This is a genomic window from Nostoc sp. (assembly GCF_036916575.1).
Taxonomy (GTDB): domain Bacteria; phylum Cyanobacteriota; class Cyanobacteriia; order Cyanobacteriales; family Nostocaceae; genus Nostoc.
The window spans coordinates 109,267-128,313 of sequence record NZ_JBALGC010000092.1 but is presented as its reverse complement, the minus strand read 5'-3'; the positions used below and the strand labels follow the sequence as shown (position 1 = coordinate 128,313).

At 43.4% G+C, this 19,047-nt stretch carries 15 protein-coding genes and 1 pseudogene; 10 read left to right on the top strand and 6 right to left on the bottom strand.

From position 1 onward, the window contains the following. Positions 1 to 307 precede the first annotated feature (307 nt). The 7 genes and pseudogenes from V7L29_RS19590 to V7L29_RS19570 all read left to right on the top strand — a co-directional run bounded on the left by V7L29_RS19590 (position 308) and on the right by V7L29_RS19570 (position 6,821). On the top strand, positions 308 to 721 hold the full coding sequence (locus V7L29_RS19590; RefSeq protein ID WP_334693389.1) for a QcrA and Rieske domain-containing protein: 414 nt from the start codon (positions 308 to 310) through the stop codon (positions 719 to 721). A gap of 42 nt (positions 722 to 763) precedes the next feature. Then, positions 764 to 2,062, top strand: coding sequence for a HEAT repeat domain-containing protein (locus V7L29_RS19585; protein WP_442944220.1), 1,299 nt, complete (start codon positions 764 to 766; stop codon positions 2,060 to 2,062). A gap of 62 nt (positions 2,063 to 2,124) precedes the next feature. After that, positions 2,125 to 2,232, top strand: coding sequence for a DUF6888 family protein (locus V7L29_RS35555; RefSeq protein ID WP_442944221.1), 108 nt, complete (start codon positions 2,125 to 2,127; stop codon positions 2,230 to 2,232). A 107-nt stretch (positions 2,233 to 2,339) separates the two neighbouring features. Continuing rightward, positions 2,340 to 2,432, top strand: a pseudogene (locus V7L29_RS35550) (DUF6887 family protein); the annotation flags it as partial. 268 nt (positions 2,433 to 2,700) lie between these two features. Continuing rightward, positions 2,701 to 3,681: a LysR family transcriptional regulator gene (locus tag V7L29_RS19580; RefSeq protein WP_334736550.1), complete on the top strand. Its 981-nt coding sequence runs from the start codon at positions 2,701 to 2,703 to the stop codon at positions 3,679 to 3,681. 715 nt (positions 3,682 to 4,396) lie between these two features. Then, positions 4,397 to 5,308: a sulfatase-like hydrolase/transferase gene (locus V7L29_RS19575; protein ID WP_334736549.1), complete on the top strand. Its 912-nt coding sequence runs from the start codon at positions 4,397 to 4,399 to the stop codon at positions 5,306 to 5,308. Then, positions 5,277 to 6,821 carry a sulfatase-like hydrolase/transferase gene (locus V7L29_RS19570; RefSeq protein WP_334736548.1) on the top strand — a complete coding sequence of 515 codons (1,545 nt, stop codon included), beginning with the start codon at positions 5,277 to 5,279 and terminating at the stop codon, positions 6,819 to 6,821. The genes V7L29_RS19575 and V7L29_RS19570 overlap by 32 nt, the downstream gene beginning before the upstream one ends. A 261-nt stretch (positions 6,822 to 7,082) precedes the next feature. Here V7L29_RS19570 and V7L29_RS19565 read toward each other — a convergent pair whose 3' ends face one another. Further along, entirely contained in the window at positions 7,083 to 8,561 is a 1,479-nt protein-coding gene (locus V7L29_RS19565) for an alpha-amylase (protein ID WP_334736547.1), read from the bottom strand. Between the two features lie 114 nt (positions 8,562 to 8,675). Further along, positions 8,676 to 9,299, bottom strand: a complete 624-nt coding sequence (locus V7L29_RS19560; protein ID WP_334693381.1) for a DUF1003 domain-containing protein — start codon at positions 9,297 to 9,299, stop codon at positions 8,676 to 8,678. 324 nt (positions 9,300 to 9,623) lie between these two features. Between V7L29_RS19560 and V7L29_RS19555 the strand changes: the two genes are divergently transcribed. Then, positions 9,624 to 10,700: an anthranilate phosphoribosyltransferase family protein gene (locus V7L29_RS19555; RefSeq protein ID WP_334736546.1), complete on the top strand. Its 1,077-nt coding sequence runs from the start codon at positions 9,624 to 9,626 to the stop codon at positions 10,698 to 10,700. 421 nt (positions 10,701 to 11,121) lie between these two features. On the opposite strand, the gene V7L29_RS19550 is transcribed toward V7L29_RS19555, so the two are convergent. After that, complete coding sequence (locus V7L29_RS19550) at positions 11,122 to 12,546, bottom strand: LCP family protein (protein ID WP_334693379.1); 1,425 nt, start codon at positions 12,544 to 12,546, stop codon at positions 11,122 to 11,124. Positions 12,547 to 12,832: 286 nt separating this feature from the next. Further along, complete coding sequence (locus V7L29_RS19545; RefSeq protein WP_334736545.1) at positions 12,833 to 13,330, bottom strand: hypothetical protein; 498 nt, start codon at positions 13,328 to 13,330, stop codon at positions 12,833 to 12,835. A gap of 109 nt (positions 13,331 to 13,439) precedes the next feature. Here V7L29_RS19545 and V7L29_RS19540 point away from each other — a divergent pair, with 109 nt between their 5' ends. Further along, positions 13,440 to 14,606, top strand: coding sequence for an AI-2E family transporter (locus tag V7L29_RS19540; RefSeq protein WP_334693377.1), 1,167 nt, complete (start codon positions 13,440 to 13,442; stop codon positions 14,604 to 14,606). 65 nt (positions 14,607 to 14,671) lie between these two features. Here V7L29_RS19540 and V7L29_RS19535 read toward each other — a convergent pair whose 3' ends face one another. Both V7L29_RS19535 and V7L29_RS19530 read right to left on the bottom strand, forming a co-directional pair. Continuing rightward, the gene (locus V7L29_RS19535) at positions 14,672 to 16,003 is read right to left on the bottom strand and encodes a serpin family protein (RefSeq protein ID WP_334736544.1); all 1,332 of its coding nucleotides are present in this window, start codon (positions 16,001 to 16,003) and stop codon (positions 14,672 to 14,674) included. A 436-nt stretch (positions 16,004 to 16,439) separates the two neighbouring features. Next, positions 16,440 to 18,035: a S8 family serine peptidase gene (locus tag V7L29_RS19530; protein WP_334736543.1), complete on the bottom strand. Its 1,596-nt coding sequence runs from the start codon at positions 18,033 to 18,035 to the stop codon at positions 16,440 to 16,442. A gap of 174 nt (positions 18,036 to 18,209) precedes the next feature. Here V7L29_RS19530 and rpe point away from each other — a divergent pair, with 174 nt between their 5' ends. Then, entirely contained in the window at positions 18,210 to 18,917 is a 708-nt protein-coding gene (gene rpe, locus V7L29_RS19525) for a ribulose-phosphate 3-epimerase (RefSeq protein WP_334693374.1), read from the top strand. Positions 18,918 to 19,047: the final 130 nt, after the last annotated feature.

The window sequence follows — 19,047 nt, the reverse complement described above, 5'->3', positions numbered from 1 at the left end:
ATCGCCATTTACATCTTGGGAATTCGTCAAGCAGGTTTAGATAATGTTCATGTAACAATTTCGATACTCATAACTTAAGATGAGATTTTTGTTAAAATCGTATAAATTGTTACGTTTTTTGGTAAAATTAGCAAAAAACGCATGAATACTATGCATTATTTGCATTAAAGTCACCAATGAACGATTTAGAACCTTTAATCAACGGTATTTGAGATGACTGAAGCAATTTTGGATCGCCATAGATTAATCTAAAATCCAAAATTGAGTGGCAGATGTTAGTTAAAACTTAGATATTATTTCAGCAGCTATGAAACGTCGTGATTTTATTAATTGGGTAGGTTTGGGTTGGATAGCGAGTTCTCTACCTATAGCGATCGCAGCCTGTTCTTCTCAGACGGCTACACCAGCATCCGGGGATTGGCAAACAGTGGGCACTTCGGCAGAATTAGATAAAACAGGTCAATTGTTGGCGAAAAATTCACCCGTTGGGACTGTGTTGGTAATTGGTACATCTAAAGCCGAAATCACGGCTGTTGATCCTACATGTACTCATGCAGGTTGCACTGTAGAATGGAAAGCTGGTGCGAAAAAATTCGCTTGTCCCTGTCATGGTTCGGAATATGGAGCCGATGGGAAAGTGCAAAAAGGCCCAGCGACAAACCCCCTGAAAACTTACTCCGCTAAGATTGAGGGTAATTCGGTTGTAGTCAAGCCAGGTTAGTGGGGGCAGGAGGTAGAAAATTGATAATTCAAGCAAGATATTGTGAGTAACATCAAACAGCTTTTGGTGCAAGCTAAGGCAGCATATTATGCAGCTGATTGGTCATCACTAATTCAATATTTGCAACAGTTAATTTTAGGGGCAGATTCTGAGCATCCAGAAATAGTTAAAAATCGAGAATATCTCCTGAAATTAACACTTTCCATGTTAGAAATGGGGGATTTTCAACAACGCTGGGAAATTACCAAAGTGTTGACTCACTTGGGAAATATTGCCATCCCACCTCTGATTAAAATATTAGAAGATGAAGACGCAGAAGACGAATTGCGCTGGTATGCAGCCAGGACTTTAGGCGAACTTCAACACCCAGAAGCTATTGCATCAATAGTTGAATTGTTGAAAACCGATGAGGATGAAGAACTCAAAGCGATCGCAGCTACAGTGCTGGGACAAATGGGTACTGTTGCGATCGCTGCCCTCTGTGAACTTCTATTAGATGAAGATACACGGCTTTTAGCAGTGCGATCGCTTTTTTGTATTCGGCAACCAGAAACCATTACACCGCTATTGAGTGTAGTACAAGATCCACAACCAGCAATCCGCGCCGCCGCAATTGAAGCCCTCAGCAGTTTTCATGACCAACGTGTACCGCCAGTATTGTTAAACGCTTTGGATGATGTAGCTGCCACAGTCAGGCGTGCAGCAGTGCTTGGTTTAGGTTTTCGCCCCGACTTACACCAAGCATTAGATTTAGTAACCAGACTGCAACCCAAGCTTTACGACTTTAACCTTGAGGTTTGTTATGCAGCCGCAGTTTCCCTTTCTCGGATGGGTTGTGATGACGCTGCCAAATACTTATTTGATTTGCTGATTTCACCTTATACACCGATAATGCTGCAATTAGAAACCATTCGCGCTTTAAGTTGGGTGGGGACGCCATCCAGTTTGAAACATTTACAAACAGCATTTAACCAAATCACATCCGAGACACTTTGGCAAGAAATTGTCATAGTTTTGGGACGAGTCCAAAAACCACAATTAACTATACCAGCCGCAGAAATCTTACTGCAAATACTGCGATCGCAACATCCAGCCACAGAGATTGCCAGCATTAAAAGTGCGATCGCCCTGTCTTTAGGACAGTTAGGCAAAATTCAAGCTATTGAACCATTGATTTGGCTGCTAGCCGATTCTAATGCATCGGTGAGACTACATGCGATCGCTGCACTGAAAAATCTGGATGGGTCAGCCGCACATCAAAAGTTGCAGCAGTTAGCAAATAACGCTGCACTCACACCAGATTTGCAACAAGGAATAGCGATCGCTTTAACGGAATGGTAAATTTTTTCAAAGAGTATGCGCTACCTGTGTGCGTTCAGTATTAACTAACTAAATAGTTCTTGGTGATACACTTACGTGTAGACGAACGAACAGGGAATGTGTTCTTCTTAGCAGGCGAGGAGAATATTATTGAGATATATCCCAATGGCAGATGGAGGTATGTGCAATGAGCAAACCTAACTTTCAAGCAATGAGTCACAAAGAGTTGCAAGCCTAGGTTTTAGCCCATCAGGACGATCAAGAAGCATTTTATGCATATCTCGATCAGCTACACGCAGAAGCTAACTGGGTTGAAATGCCGCCGTTACAGTCTCTAGAGGACTTGGAAAATTATCCTGAATTTCTTGAACGGGTTCGCAACGGTTTGTAGCCATGAGATAGCGATTATAAGGGAACTCCAAAAATAAATTATCCAATTTATAGACTTCACTACGACTTTCCCTCCCCCTGCTAGAAAACTCCCTGCTCCCCTGCCAAGAGAGCGTACCCCTACGGGGAAGCAAGCTACTCGTAGCGTCCCGTAGGGATGGGATATTTTTTTATTTGGAAGTCCTAAGCTTGTAACAAACTCTACTAAATTGTGGAGAAAAATCCGTTAACTTAATGAAACCGATAAATGTAATTCAGGCTACATAAAAATGCGCTTAGAGCAGTTGCAAGTCTTTCTAGCGATCGCCCAAACCGGCAGCTTTCAACAAGCAGCGCGAACATGTGGTGTCACTCAATCGACTATTAGTCGCCAAATCCAGGCATTGGAAGCAGATTTGGGTATAGAACTGTTTCACAGAACAAGTCACGCCAAGTTGACACTGGGAGGTGAATGTTTACTACCCCGTGTCCGCAAAATTTGCCAAGAATGGCAGACAGCTACAGAAGAATTAGCTGATTTAATCGCTGGAAAGCAGCCAGAACTTTGCATTGCCGCGATTCACTCCCTGTGCGGATCTTATCTGCCACCAGTCTTGCAAAAATTTTGTCATGATTATCCAGATGTGCAATTGCGGGTGACTTCATTGGGAAGCGATCGCGCCCTCAAAGTTCTCAAAGATGGATTGGTGGATTTAGCAATTGTGATGAATAATCGCTTTTTAACCACTGGTAGAGAAATGGTGGTAGAAGTACTTTATGATGAACCTATAGAAGTTCTAACCGCAGCCAATCATCCACTAACCCAATATGAATGCGTCCCTTGGTCGGAGCTAATTCGTTATCCTCAAGTGGTTTTTAAAGATGGTTATGGGATGCAGCGCTTAATACAAGATAGATTTGAGCGAATGGAAGCTACACTCCAGGCGGCTTTAGAGGTAAATACCCTAGATGCCTTCCGGGGAGTTGTACGCCAAGGAGAACTGATAGCTTTGCTACCTCAATCAGCATTAGTGGAAGCACGTCTTGACCCTACTTTGACGATTCGTTCCCTAGCCAGCAATAGTACTAGTGGTTTAGCAGATGGTTCCAGTTTGACTCGTCGGGTAGTAATGGTAACAACTCAAGACCGTCTCCAAATTCCGCCGATCAAGCACTTTTGGCAACTCGTGCGCGAAAATATCCCATCACAAATTCAGGATTTACGCAACTGGCAGAAGCGACGGCGTGACACAGCCGCGCCGAGTGCCTAACAACTAAACGACAAACATAGGAACATTCGGGCGTTTTAGTTGCTTTATTAAATAATTTGACAGTAATCCATCTTGAATTTGATAAATTTAACGCCACTAATGAACTAAATAGGGTATTGTGCTTTTCTTCACTAGTACTACGATAATTCGATAGACATATAGTACAATATTTGCATTTATTTGTACTATGAACCTTCTGTTTTGGGAAAAGTAATTCCAACCCGCACCCCGAAATAAACAGTGCTGAGTTAAAAAACTGCCCACAAGGGGCGGGGTATGAACCATGCATGTCAACTTAAGCCAAAACTCTTTTAAAATCTCTTTTCCAGCCAGAGGCTGGAAATGCAGCTCCTGGTGGCTCTGCCGCAAGTTACGGAGGCGGAGCCTCAATAAGGGGCATTCCAGTCGGAGACTCTTAACGAGATAAGGAGATAATCTGCTAAAAGCTGGTTCTAGGCTGGTTTTCACCTTAAGTTGACACCAATGGGTATTAACTTTCTCCTGAGTGCATGATTCCGCCCACAATGGGCATTGCTCTTACCAAGTACATCAGTACTGAGTATTTTTTCCTCTCTCAGCACTCAGCGCTAAATAATGTAAACAATATGGATGTGTTTACCCAATTTATCAGCAGGAATATGAGTGCATTTTTCAGATGCTCCAGCGCAGATGATGTGCTGGCTTAACTACTATCGCTTATAAGGAGGCAGGTCTTTTGAACAGAAAACGGAATCTATCATTCATTCAAAAAGTCAAGCAAAAACTTGTTTCACCGACCGCTTGGTTAGCACTAGTTGTGTTTAGCATCTTGCTGGTTACTGGCACAACGATCGCCAGCAGTTTAGCCCAAAACCCTGCGAAGGGAGTAGGTAATGCAAGCACGCAAGCTTACAGTGGATTTAAAGGCAAAATCGGCAGAACTTTGGCAGAATCAAAGCCCTGGTGGACTCCACAGCCCCCATCGGTTTTAGCCAACAAATCTCTGGCTTCATCCGGTACAGCACCAAAAGGGGCCCCCAACATTATTGTTTTCCTAATTGACGATCTAGGGTTTTCGGATTTAGGCCCCTACGGTTCAGAAATCAGTACACCGAATATTGATAAATTGGCAGCTAAGGGACTACGATTTAGCAACTTCACAACCCATCAGCTTTGTTCTCCCACAAGAGCATCTTTATTGACGGGATTAAATGCCCACTCTGCGGGTGTCGGTTGGGTTGCTGAAGGAAACCCTGGTTTTCCCGGTTATGCGGGTGAAATTCAGAGCAATGTCGTGACTCTGGCAGAAATTTTACGTAGTAATGGCTATTCTACCCTGCTGACGGGTAAGTGGCATTTGACTCAGACTTACGATCGCACCGCCACCGCTTCATTAAATTCCTGGCCGTTACAACGGGGGTTTGAACATTTCTTTGGCTTCTTAGATGGATTAGAACATCCCCAGAAACCCCATATTCTCTACGAAGACAATACGCCGATTTCAGTTGATCGTTATCCTGAGAATTTCCTCACCACCGATTACTGGACAGAAAAAGCGATCGCATTGCTCAAACAAGCAAAAACCAAGTCAAAAGACAAACCATTTTTCTTGTATTTTGTCCAACAATGCTGTTCATTCACCGTTTAATATTCATCCAGCAGACCTTGCTAAATACAAAGGCAAGTATGATGTCGGCTGGGACGTACTACGCCAACAACGATACCAGAAGCAACTTGCATCAAAGCTAATTCCTGCCAACACTCAACTACCACCCCCAAATCCAGGCGTTAAAGCTTGGAATACACTATCGGCTGAGGATAAAAAGCTATTTGCTCGTTACCAAGAAGCCTATGCAGCCTTCGTTGATAACCTGGATCAAAACTTTGGCAAACTCTATCAGTATCTAGAGTCCACCGGGCAACTCAACAACACAATTATCATTGTTGCTTCTGATAATGGGGGTTCTGGAGAAGGTGGGGCAAATGGCACGACGAATGTAGCCCGACATTACTCCGGTTTACCAGACGATAAAGCCCTAGATATCAGTCGGTTCGAGTTGATTGGTAGTCCTCAGACTGCACCTCACTATCCTATTGGCTGGGCAACCGTTTCTAATACACCCCTGAAGCTGTACAAGTTCTTTACCCTTGGGGGCGGTAGACGAAATCCATTGATTGTTTCCTATCCAGCAAAAATCAAAGATTTGGGTGCTACACGGACACAATTTACGCACATCACAGACATTACACCTATCCTCCTAGAATTGACGGGCATCAAGCATCCTGACAGGTTTAATGGCAAACCTACAAAACCTTTAGAAGGTATCAGCTTTGCCTATCTCTTGAATAATGCCAATACGCCCTCTCAAAGAACTGAACAATATTATGAGAATTCAGGCAATAGAGGGTATTACAAAAATGGTTGGTATGCTGTCACCGATCATCAGACTGGGAAACCATTTAGTGACTCCGAGTGGCAGTTGTACAACCTGAACAAAGATTACTCCGAAAGCAACAATCTGGCGAACCAGTATCCAGAGAAAGTCAAAGAACTGGCAGCAGCCTTTGATGCTGCGGCATTCAAGTATCAAGTTTATCCCCTGTTAGAATCTCCGCAACATGGAGGAGTGCCGCCTTATATCAAGGAGAAAGTGAAACCAAAGACATTCCATGTAGGTGACTTGGTACTGGAACCGGACATTTTGCCGTTGGTGAGCGATCGCGATTATACCATCCAGGTGAAGGCTCAGTATAAAGCAGGCGATCGCGGGGTGATTCTTGCCCACGGTGGACAGGAAGTTGGTTATATCTTCTATATTGAGAATGGCAAGCTGTTCTACGAACACAATAACTATGGTCAGTCGATTAAGTTTCCCGCAGTCCCACTACAGCCAGGTCAACTTAACATTGATTTGAATTACGATGCACTGGGCAAGCGCCAGGGGTCTGGAACACTCTTTGTCAACGGGCAGCAAGTCGCGGCAGGTAAGCTGAGGCTAACGTTTGGTGGCTTTCCCTATGAAGGATTGGACATCGGTAAAGATGCCCGTAGTCCCGTGTCATGGGATCTCTACAAAAAATATGGGGTCTTTAAATACACTGGTGCTATCGAACAAGTCAAATACGTACCGGGTTCACCCGCACCTGATGCCAAAGAGTAGTAGGGAGTAGGGAAGAGGGTTGCCCAAAATCCTTGGTAGGCACAATTCATAAATTGTGCCTACGTTATTTTGGGAGATGGCTAATGTATAGCAGCTGCCATAATGGTTAGGACAAGTCTGCTATAGATAGCTGTGACAGCCGCTCTCTTAGGATTTACGAATGTCCTAAGCTATCTGTCCACTGCGATACTGCCTAAGTTCTCTTTTAGGCAAAGTTTAGAAAGCGCGTAACTTTCTGGATGAATGCTACTAAAACCCCGACTACGACTGGGGAACCCACACAGAAACGGAACCAGCACTGCACCGAAAATCAGCCCAGCCTTCATCATTCGTTGTGACAGGTTCGCTGATATGTTCGGTGATGTCAATGTAAGTGCTGTTGGGTTGCCCAACTTCCATCCACTTAGTCCCCTGTCCCCCATTACTCAGAACAACCGCCATACCGCCAGGATGTTCTTCATCTCCTAAACGTGTCCAGCCGATTGTATTAGCATGATCGAAGTAATCGTATTGGTCGCCATAGGCATAGGTTTGACGAGCGTGCAAAAATTTATCAATTATCCATTGATGGCTATCGAGCCAAATCTCATACTCATTGCCATCTGGACCCTTATCCTTGTAATTAGCACCATAGTAATCTGCATAGAAGATACAGGGATAACCCTCACTTCGCAATAGAATCAACGCATAAGCCAACGGTTTAAACCAACCTTCCACTACAGACTCCAACGACTGCAAAGGTTGAGAATCATGATTGTCAACTAAGGTGACGGCTAAAGCTGGTTGCTGTTGCACCAAGGTGTTATCAAAGATTTGCCGCATGTCGTAGTCATTGCCTTGTTTGCTGGCAGCGCTAAAGTTATAGTGCAATGGCGCATCAAACAACAGCACATCGCCACCAGTGATGTCAAGGAAATGGTGGAGCGCTTCAACTTCATAAGACCAATATTCACCAACGGCAAACAAATCGCGACCTGCCTTTTGACGACAGTGAACCAGCCATTCTGGGAAAAAGCCAGCTCTAACGTGTTTAACGGCATCAAAACGAAAGCCATCTATATCAGTGGTTTCTACAAACCACTCACCCCAGTCATTCAACGCCTCGCGCACTTCTGGACTCTCCATATCCAGGTCGCATCCCATGAGATAGTCGAAAGCGCCTTTTTCTAAGTCAACGTTGTCGTCAAAATGTTTATCTTTGAACAAATAAACTGCGTTTTCGCCTTCGTTATAAATGTTGTAATCAACTGCGTCAAAGTGCCACCAGTGCCATTCCATATCGGAGTATTTACCCTGGCGACCTGGAAAGGTAAAGTGAGTCCAGACTTTAATCGTTTGCATCTCACCGATGGGCTGGTTGCGATCGTCTGGATTATAAGGCGTTGCTTCCACCTCTTCAGGTTCGTCTGCACCCAACTTGTGGTTGAGAACAACATCAGCATAGACTCGAATACCAGCAGCTTTTGCCGCCTTGATAGCAGCGATATACTCGTCTTTTGTACCGTACTTTGTCCGAACCGAGCCTTTCTGATCAAACTCACCTAGATCGTAGATATCATAAACACTGTAGCCGACATCAAAGCCACCTGTTGTTCCTTTGTAAGCTGGAGGTAACCAAACAGATGTAACACCTGCATCAGCTAAGTCTTTGACTTTCTCTTTAAACTCATTCCAAAGATTGCCATCTGGAGGGATATACCAATGGAAGTACTGCATCATTACACCATTCAGTTGAGCCATTTGTATCCCTTTAGTCAAATATTACGATGAATTGTTATTGCCGACACAAAAATTATACTTTAAGTTTTGCTTAATATTTCTAAATAGAAACAAAAGTCTACTGAAAAACTGCGATCAACTCATATTGTTTTCTTCTGTTGATGAGAGTTCTTCAGCTAGGTTTTTCTGGAGTGCTTCCAATACTGCGATCGGGTCAGCAGCTTGCTGCATCAATTTAGCTTCCGAATCATGCCGATTTATCACATCAGGCAAATCGCTACGAAGTTCTTCTAATAGAGCAATAATCTTGGCAATTTTTTGCTCGGAGAGCAGGTTAAGCTGTAGCATCAGTTGTGCCCGCTGTTCAGCAAAGTTTTCTTGGCGAGTTTGTCGCACCAGCACTCCAGTTGAAATCACTAATGCAGCTGCGTCTAAGCCTTGACCTGACCAGCTAAACGGGGGCAGGTTAAATGGCAAAAACGGATCAAAAAAACTGCCAAAAATCCAGAGAGTCAGTATGACTAACAAACTATACATAAATGTTGATCGCCCAAAGAATGTAGCGATCGCTTCTAGTATCCGCTGGTGGGCGGGAATATCTCGAACTTCCTGGGTATGAAGTAAACTAATCGCTTCAATATTTTTTGCAATCGGGTCTGGTAATGGAGCCGTGATCACTTGATTTCGAGAAGCTTTCTCTTTGAGTTTATTAGCAGCTGTGAAGTGTTTGTTGGCTGTGTCGTTTGTTTTTCGCGTCATGCAGCAACTACTGAATTTAGATGTTACTTGATTATTGCTTATCTTCTGATGCTGTCGGCAAATGGATCTTAAGAGGCTGAAAATCTGATTAAACCATGATTAAATCAAGTGTATCATATGCTACGCACTCCTTTGTTCATTTCATTTTTTGGAAGCTTTCAGAGCAGTATAACAAGTAATTATATAGAAAGTAGTAGATAGCACTTTCAACTACGTAAACTTGATTAGCATAGGCTAGCAAGAACCGCAGGCATCGCTGTTTGGGAAAAACTTTTTGGTTAACTTTAAGTGTCATTAATTATTTTCATAAAGGACAAAGGACAAATGAGCAATGTATTTAGGGAATTCCTGCAAAAAGTAGGCAGCGGTAACCACACAGCAGAGAATTTAACTCGCGCCCAAGCAGCCACCGCTACTAAAATGATGTTGCTGGGTGAAGCTACACCAGTCCAAATCGGAGCGTTTTTGATTGCTCATCGGATCAAGCGTCCCACAGGGGAAGAGTTAGCAGGAATGTTAGATGCCTATGAGGAACTGGGGCCAAAACTGCAACCAATCGTCTCTGAGCGACCAGTGATCGCTTTTGGTATACCTTATGATGGCAGAACACGCACAGCACCAATTAGTCAGGTAACAGCTTTACTACTCGCCGCAGTTGGACAACCAGTGGTAATGCACGGTGGCGATCGCCTCCCAACTAAGTACGGTTTACCCTTAATAGATATTTGGCAGGGTTTAGGAGTCGATTGGACTACGCTACCACTAGCAAAAACCCAGCAAGTGTTTGAGCAAACGGGAATTGGCTTTATTTATCAACCTCAGCATTTTCCCTTAACTAAAAGTATTTGGGAGTACCGCGACCAACTCGGCAAACGTCCGCCCTTGGCGACAATGGAGCTAATCTGGTGTCCTTATGCTGGGGATGCTCACGTAATTGCTGGGTTTGTGCATCCGCCCACAGAAGGGATGTTTCAGATAGCTCTAGAACTGCGAGGAGTAACAAAATTTACATTAGTGAAAGGATTGGAAGGTAGTTGCGACTTACCGCGCGATCGCACTGCGATCATCAGCTTATCTTCATCCGTAGCATCCCAAGAAGTAGAACGATTGCACCTCGTACCGCGTGATTACGGCTTTACTACCAAGAACGTACCCCTTGGAACTACTGAAGAACTGGTAGCGGATATTCAGGAGGTTTTAGCAGGTAAACCAGGCGAACTAATGCAAACAGCCTTGTGGAATGGCGGATTTTATCTCTGGCAGAGTGGTATTTGTCCAGATATGTCAAAGGGTTTAGCTAAAGCAGAAGAATTATTAACCAATGGTGTGGTAGCAGCTAAACTCCAAGAACTTAGCCAGTTAGTAAATTCACTGACACCAGCAGCATTTGTACCAGTGTAAACAGTTCAGTTAGAAAGATGGATTTTATCACTGACAGGACTTACGCAAAAATAACGTAATTTCGTCATTACGAGCCATAGCGTACTCCTAGGTCGAAGCAAGCTACGCGGAGCGTCTCGTAGAGAAGTAATCCCCCCTGAAGCTCTTATTGCTTCCCTGCACTCCGTTTCGGTCGCAATGACAATATCGGCGTTGCGTAAGTCCTAACTGACTTCAGAGTGTCAACATACAGCAGTTTTCATTTACATGAAGTACAAAACTACGGCTTTTGATGCAGCAGGCTGGAGGTAGAAACTCTTTATATCTGATGCGTGAGTCCTGCATTTTGTACCTTAGTTAAAAAGCAAACTGCTGTAACTCGTAATTAATTACGAATTACGTAGCTTGCTTCTCGCCGGAGGGGAGTATTACGAATTAGTAATTATTTCGTCAGCGACTCCTCCAAAATAGATTTTTGTTGTAACCAATCCTGGCCTACTTGGATACTGATATCCGAGCCAAGATTGCCAGTACTTTCCACACGCACTTCGCCAAATCCCAAACTGTTGCGAATTGATTCGGCAGTCTCACCATCTCCTTGTTGGGCGACAATGTGAGTTACTTCTAGAGGTTCACCCCATGCCTTAGCCACATAGATGTTGCGATATCCATATTTTTCCAAGGCTCTAATCAATGGTCGCAGGTTAGAGCGATCGCCACCTGTACTATCTTGAATTGCTACACGCAAAGAGCGTGGATCAGTCGCAGTCGGCTGCTGTTCCTGTTCTGACTCCAAACCAAAGTGTTGAGCCATCAGTTTAGCAATACCATCTTTGTTGGGTAACCAATAGCTAGCATCAAACTCGCCTTTCTCGCTAAAGCGACCTGGCAGCATTAACATTTGCATATTGGAGCGATTTGTCCGCACCCCAAAACCCATTAGCGCCACTAACTCTTCAACCGTCAAGTTGGTATCGATGTGGTCTTTGACTACATCAAGAACTTTAGGTAATTGAGCAACAGTAGCTGGGTTGAGTGTTTGCTCCATCAAAGCACGGATGACCATTTGCTGCCGCTGAATCCGACCAATATCACCGAGTTCGTCATGGCGAAAACGCAGCAATTCCAGTGCCTTATCGCCATTGAGATGCTGCTTACCCGCCTTCAAATTGATGTACAAATGCTGGGAATCATCCTGGTACTTCATATCTTTGGGGACGTAGACTGTTACGCCCCCCAAAGCATCGATCAGCTTGGCAACTCCCAAAACGTTAATTCGGACATAGCGATCAATTCCCGCCCCCCCTAAGAGATTACTGACGGTTCTAGCAGTCAAAGCTGGCCCACCGTCAACATTGGCAGCATTAATTTTTTTCACCCCATACCCCTCTATTTGTGTGCGGGTATCTCTGGGAATGGAGAGAATAATTATTTTTTTCGTCTCTGGATCAAATTTGAGCAAGAGCATCACATCGGAAAGACCATCAAAGGAGTTTAGCTCGGGCTGGTATCTGAGGTTTTTGGTTTCTGGGGGAGGGTTTTGGATATCCGGGGGAAGTACGCTCATCCCCAAAACCAATAAATTCACCGGGCGAGTTAATTCTGAAAATCGCAGCCCACCTCCAGAAATGCGATCGCCATCAAAGACCGCCTCATCCTTTGGACTTAGCTGGGCTTGTTGCAAAGGCGTACTGGTCAAAGACACCGCCAAAAGCGCCCCTGCTGTTGCTGACACCATCGCAATACCACTCATACCTACCCAAAACCACAGCCAACGTCCGGATTTCGAGTTTTGGGAAATTTTCTTACTGGACTTTGAGGCTTTTCCCGACTGGTTTTCTTCCGCCGAACTTCTTTGAATGGTCACAGACTTCCTCACACTTACTCACTAATCAAATTCGGTAAATTTGCAGACTAAAAACATGCAGACAAATCAACCCATAATAGCTAACTCTTAATTATTAGTGCTAACTTTTTTAATGTAGTGTCAACCACAACACTTATAGCAGCATTTATCCTTCTTTTGGACCAATCTAGAGATGTTTTTCTGAAGTATGGCAATAATAAACTGGATTTGACTAGATATATGGATCAATCAACTGTAATTTTTTAGAAAATAAGTAAAAATACTGGCAAAATTTCACCTGAGAAAATTAAGATAAATACTTGCCAAGTACTCGTTCTGCTAAAGTACTAAATCCTGGTAAACGCCCAGATTTGCCCTGCATCAGGCGCAAAATCAACCAAACACTTACTAAAAAATAGCCGGATGTGAGAAAGCTATTGAGGATAAATAGACGTAGCGTCAAAAAATCTGAAGTTGCTGCGCCGGTAGCTAATAATAAATATCCTAACAGCCAAGTAAGTGCCAAAGTAATAGATAGACGACTAATAGCAAGTTGTTCCCGACTACCCTGGCCTCGATAGAGAGTCCACAAGGAGGGAAAAAAGCCGATAATCGGAACTAAATATAAAAGCAACTGTGTTTTGGGGATGGGGTATGGGGGATTGGGCAGAAGAGGCAGAGAGGCTCTTTGCTGGGTGCAAGGGGGAGAATTAAAAATTACTTCTTTCCCCTCTGCTCCCTGCTCCCTGCTCCCTGCTTCCCTACTTCCCCACTCCCTAGTCTCTTTCGGTTGAAAATTTTCCATTAGGCTTAGTCTAACTCCTAAACTAGAGGGATGAATGAGACTCATATAGTTAGAGATAATAAGCTGTAAAGAAAGATTTCATTTAGTTCTATCCCGCAATCAGCTCAAAATGCAGACACGCAAGCTACTCGACTGGTGGCAAACATTCACACCTATAGCGCGAATCGTGGCGATCGCGTTATTCCTGCCGCTGTTAGTTCTCAATGGTTGGGCACTTTCGGTATTCTTTAATTATTTCCATTCTCTCATAGTCATTTTAGTTGGAGCCTCAGTGCTAGCATTTCTGCTCAACTACCCCGTGAGCTGGATGGAGCATCATGGTGCGAGGCGAGAGCAAGTTGCTATTTTAGTATTTCTCTTGGCTTTATCGATTTTATTGGCGTTGGGTGTTACACTTTTTCCGCTGGCCCTTACCCAAGCTCAACAACTGGTGGCTCGTTTGCCAGAGTTGATCGACTCTGGACGCTCTCAGTTGATGATATTAAACCAAAAAGCTGATACTTTTGGCTTACCGATTAACCTCGATGCTCTGGTAGTGCAAATCAACGATCGCGTCAAGGGACAATTGCAAGCGATCGCTGGACAAGTTTTAAATCTGGCGGTAGTTACAGTCACTAGTCTGCTAGATATTCTCTTGACGATGGTTTTGACTTTCTATCTTTTACAGCATGGGGGTGAACTCTGGCAAAGTCTAGTGGAATGGCTACCTGCTAAATTTCGCGATCCTTTTTCCAAAACAGTCCGCCTCAGCTTCCAAAATTTCTTCATCACCCAATTGATTTTATCTACTTGCATGGCCTCAGCCCTCATTCCTACCTTTTTGTGGCTGAAAGTGCCATTTGGGCTGCTATTTGGTCTAACTATTGGACTGATGGCTCTCGTCCCCTTTGGCGGTTCTGTAGGCATCGCCCTGACTACACTATTGGTAGCGCTGCAAGATTTCTCAATGGGTGTGAGAGTCTTGATAGCAGCAGTGATTGTACAGCAAATTCTTGAAAACTTAATTGCCCCCCGAATTTTAGGCAGCTTTACGGGTTTAAATCCAGTTTGGATTTTAATTTCAGTCTTAACAGGGGCAAGAATTGGCGGACTGTTGGGTGTAATTGTGGCAGTACCCACAGCTGTTGTGATTAAGACCGCTTTAAGTGCCTTGCGTCCTGGTAGCCAGACAAACGACAGCGCCACTGGGGAGATAACTGCACCCGTTGCAGCAAACGAGTCCCCGAAAGCTGACGCTAACAAGACTTTAAGTATTTCTGAAGCCACATTACCCTAAAATTAAATTTGAAATTCAGACTTCTCTGAAAATTCAAAATTCAAAATGAAGGAATTTTGGATTTTTTATTGTGGGTCAATGATCGAACCCATAAATAAAACGCTTCCCGTCTGATTATCCCTAATGGCACAGAAGAATGGATGGTCAACAATCATTCGGAATGGTTCTGGTTCCTGTCTCAAAGCTGTTAATACTATTCCCACTGAAGTAGCCGCAGCCGCTTCCGTGCCTTCTTCGTTCACTTCGACAAAAGTTTTATGCTTAACTTCGCTAATCTTAAGATTTTTACCAATGCCGGAAAAATTGGCTTTGCTGCTGAAAGCCTCCTCCATACCTAAAGTTTTTAAGGCATCATTGAGTGTAATATCATACTCTATTTTAAAGCGGGGTAAGCGAATAAACCCTTTTTGTTTGCTGAACTGAGTCATCCATTTTTCCCAGTTTTCAACATTCAAGTTCTGATAGAAGGCATTGAGGTTAGAGTTCTGTTTGGGCAGGAAGATATAAAAACTGAATTTACGATCTTTGCCGTAAGGTAAACTAACTGCCTGAAATTGTTTGTTTTCATAGTATCTATAGTCACCGCTCTGTGACATCATCGGGTGTTGTTTTTGTCTGCCAGATGTAATGTAAAAGGGGTATTGAGCGGTTTGATTTTTGTCAAATTCCTTACTCCATTTTCCTTTAAAATATATGGCATTAATCAGAAACAACACATCATTGGGTTTAATTGTTTCAACTATCTCAGTGATTTTGCCATTAGTATTCTCTTTTACCCAGTTATTGATAATACTAAGTGCAGCGGCATCTTTAAAGTTTAAATTGCTAACCTTGGCTTTATAGAAATACTGTACTCTCTGGAGGAAGTCTGGTCGAAAGCTATAATCTTGATTTGCCCAAAGTGAGTTAGCGATATTCAGTTGTACTTTCGCATCTGAATTGTCTAAAAGCTGCTTTAATGCCGCCGCGTAAGAAGAGTTGATTTCTTGCAGATTCATTCCCTGTAATTCCAGGGTTTTTGCGATCCCTAGTTGAGTCGTGCCGCTCGCGCCATTGTAGGTCATAGCTAGAGCGATCGCGACACTCGAAGGTGAGATAAAAACATTCTTCTCACCTTGATCATTTTTCAGAACTTCTGAAAACAGTTTGAAGCCAAACTTATTGCTAGACTCAACGATTTTTGCATCAGTCTTGAGTGTTTTTTTTTGCAATGGAGTTTCTGACTGAGGTAAACTAGATTGGGCAAGGGCACTTTTATTACTATCGACTTGAGAATACCCTAGTACACTAAATAGAACAACACTTGCAGCTGCCAGAGCATAACGTCTGCCAAGACTCACACCATAACGTCTTTGCATGAAATTTTCTCCCACACTACTATATTTCTGCGTGTTCATTATACCACCTCATTTGCCAAAGATTCCCGATCTGTGCTAAGAGTTGACGCAGATACTGTGTCAATGATTAACTATTGCATTTGCTCCAATAGAAACATGGGACTGTTACAGTTTTTGTAACAGCAAGTTAGTAGCTTAGAGAAATAAAACACAACTTGTGAGAGTTGCTGATTCCTAATTCAGGCGGCTATACAGGAGTTATGAAAAATTTTGATTTTTAGGAATTTTCATATTTATGTATAAACGTATTGTAAGCTACGTAATCACAAAATAACTACTTCTGTTGGGTTTTTATAGATAAAATAACCTTTCTCAGTTGTACGAAATACAGAACTTTCGTAGGGATGCACGGCTGTGCGCCCCTACAGGAAACTGTGCTTCAAATAGATGAAAAACGCTGTAAGTTCTACACAGATGACAGTTGTGCGCCCCTATTTCAATTGATAGGCACACTCCACCAAGCTAAACTATAGGTTTGAGTCGCTTCATTGAGCTTTTGACGAAACTGGATACGGATTTTGTAATTACCAGTAGCAGCAACGGGGCAGAAAATATGTTCTACACTATCGATTTGGCTGATTGAGGAGCAAACAGCACTAGTATCTGAATTTTGAGCATCAGCTTTTACTAAGTAGAGGTCGAGATTATTTAAACCGCGATCGCGAAAATTTTCGCCCACGTCATATTGCTGATTTTTATTTTTATCGTTGAGTTCTACCAATCGATCCCAAGTTAGGGTAATAGCAACAAAACTCCCCTGCTTTAACGGTTTTGCTAATATATAGTCAATAGATGCTCCAACATTGACTGTGCGATAATCCCAACCAATAGCCGGCACCGCAGCTGATGGCTGCCATTGACCAGCACTAAATTGCTGATAAGCGCGAAATACATTCAAATGACCCGCTCCCATTTGAGCATCCAAGGGAATCTTAGGATCTTTATAAGCATCTGAATCTAGCCAGTTTTGATTTTGTTTATCAATTAGCGTCCGGCTCATTCCCAACCTTAACCCATCACCGCTATCTTGGATTTTGTCTGCTGAATTCAGCAATACAGCTTTCATCACTTGATGATGCCGAGAATCGATGCTCCAGTGAGGTTGTTTTGTCCGCAACTGTCGGTCACCAAATTCCTGCAACAGAGCAACAGTAGCCGTAACTTGAGGTGCTGCAAAACTTGTCCCTGTAACCTTATTCAATTTGCCATCTGGATTGAGCAAAGGAATATTATTCCCAGGAGCAACTAAACTGATAGCGCGACGCCCACCAAGATCAAATTCCCTTCCAACTAGCTTTCCACTCACTCCTTGGTTCGCACTCGCGAGATTAGCCACGTCTACTTTGTTAAAAACTCCCCCTCTGCGGGATGAAAAAGCCACGTTCACTCCGTTAAAATTGTCTGTAGGAATGGGAATACCCCCCTTACCCTGGTTGCCAGCGATCGCATACAAAACATCATGAACGCGACTAGACCAGTCAACACATAAAGTTAGTAAAGCATTGCCGTCTAAAGTAGCGTCTGGTCTTGGATCGCGGCTCAAAGGTTCACCAAAGCTAAAGTTAATGGCACGGACATCGCCACTATTTTGTAGGGCTATGTGCTGTGCCGATAAGCACTCTTCTGCCTGACCCATGTTTTTAGTGGAACCCACCGCAGATGAATACAGTCGCGCTCCCGGAGCAACTCCTGGTAAAGCTTTGTTTTGACTCACCATGACACCAGCGACATTGTAGGCGTGGGAATCAACACCGCTATTTGATTTAGCTGGGCCATCGCGTAAGAATACTGCTGCTAAAGATATGGCGCGATTTTTAGACACCGCCTTATCCCACCCAAACATTCCCGGTCGGCCAATTTCCACTTGACCAATAGCAATCTTACGACCGATTAAATTATAAGGAGATTGGTGTAGCTTCAGAGCATCAATGCCATTAGTTCCCAGAGCAGATTCTAAAGCCGAAGCAATTACCGGCGCACTCAGACAAGAAGCACTTAATCCCCAAATTATCCAGGTTAGTTTTTTAGTCATTTGTCATTAGTCATTGGTCATTAGTCATTGGTCATTAGTTAGGAGTTAGGAGTTATTATTCTCCTCATCTCCTTCATCTCCCCATCTCCCAAAAAAGTCGGGATCAAAATTATGAGTCTTGCTCAATGTTTTGTTACAATGCGTACAGACGAGGACGCTTAAAACCCACTAGCCATGACCCAAAACCGATCTCAAAAGCCCATTGTAATTGCTCCATCTATCCTATCAGCCGATTTTAGTCGTCTGGGTGACGAAATTCGCGCCATAGACGCGGCTGGAGCAGATTGGATTCATGTTGATGTAATGGACGGTCGTTTTGTACCCAATATTACGATAGGTCCTCTGATTGTGGAGGCGATTCGTCCGATTACAACCAAGCCACTAGATGTCCACTTGATGATTGTGGAGCCAGAAAAGTATGTAGAGGATTTTGCTAAGGCGGGTGCCGATCATATCACCGTACACTGCGAGCATAATGCTTCCCCACACCTGCACCGCACGTTAGGGCAAATTAAAGAACTTGGTAAGAAAGCTGGAGTTGTACTTAATCCTGGTAGCCCTCTAGAGCTAATTGAATACGTTCTAGATTTGTGCGATTTAGTACTGATTATGAGCGTCAACCCTGGTTTTGGTGGTCAAAGCTTTATCCCTGGTGTATTACCCAAAATCCGCAAGCTGCGTCAAATGTGTGATGAACGCGGTCTTGACCCTTGGATTGAAGTGGATGGAGGACTGAAGGCAAATAATACCTGGCAAGTTTTGGAAGCGGGAGCTAATGCAATTGTCGCCGGTTCAGCTGTATTTAACGCTAAGGATTATGCTGAGGCTATTACAGCAATTCGCAATAGCAAGCGTCCTACGCCAGAATTAGCCAAGGTTTAATTTATTTTTAGATTAACTGTATTTCAAAAAAAGAAGGTGGCAAATTGCCCACCTTCTTTTTATTTATACATAAAAAACTGGAAGTTATTCAAATTTTGAACTTCCAGTAGTTGCTATATAAATTGAAAGT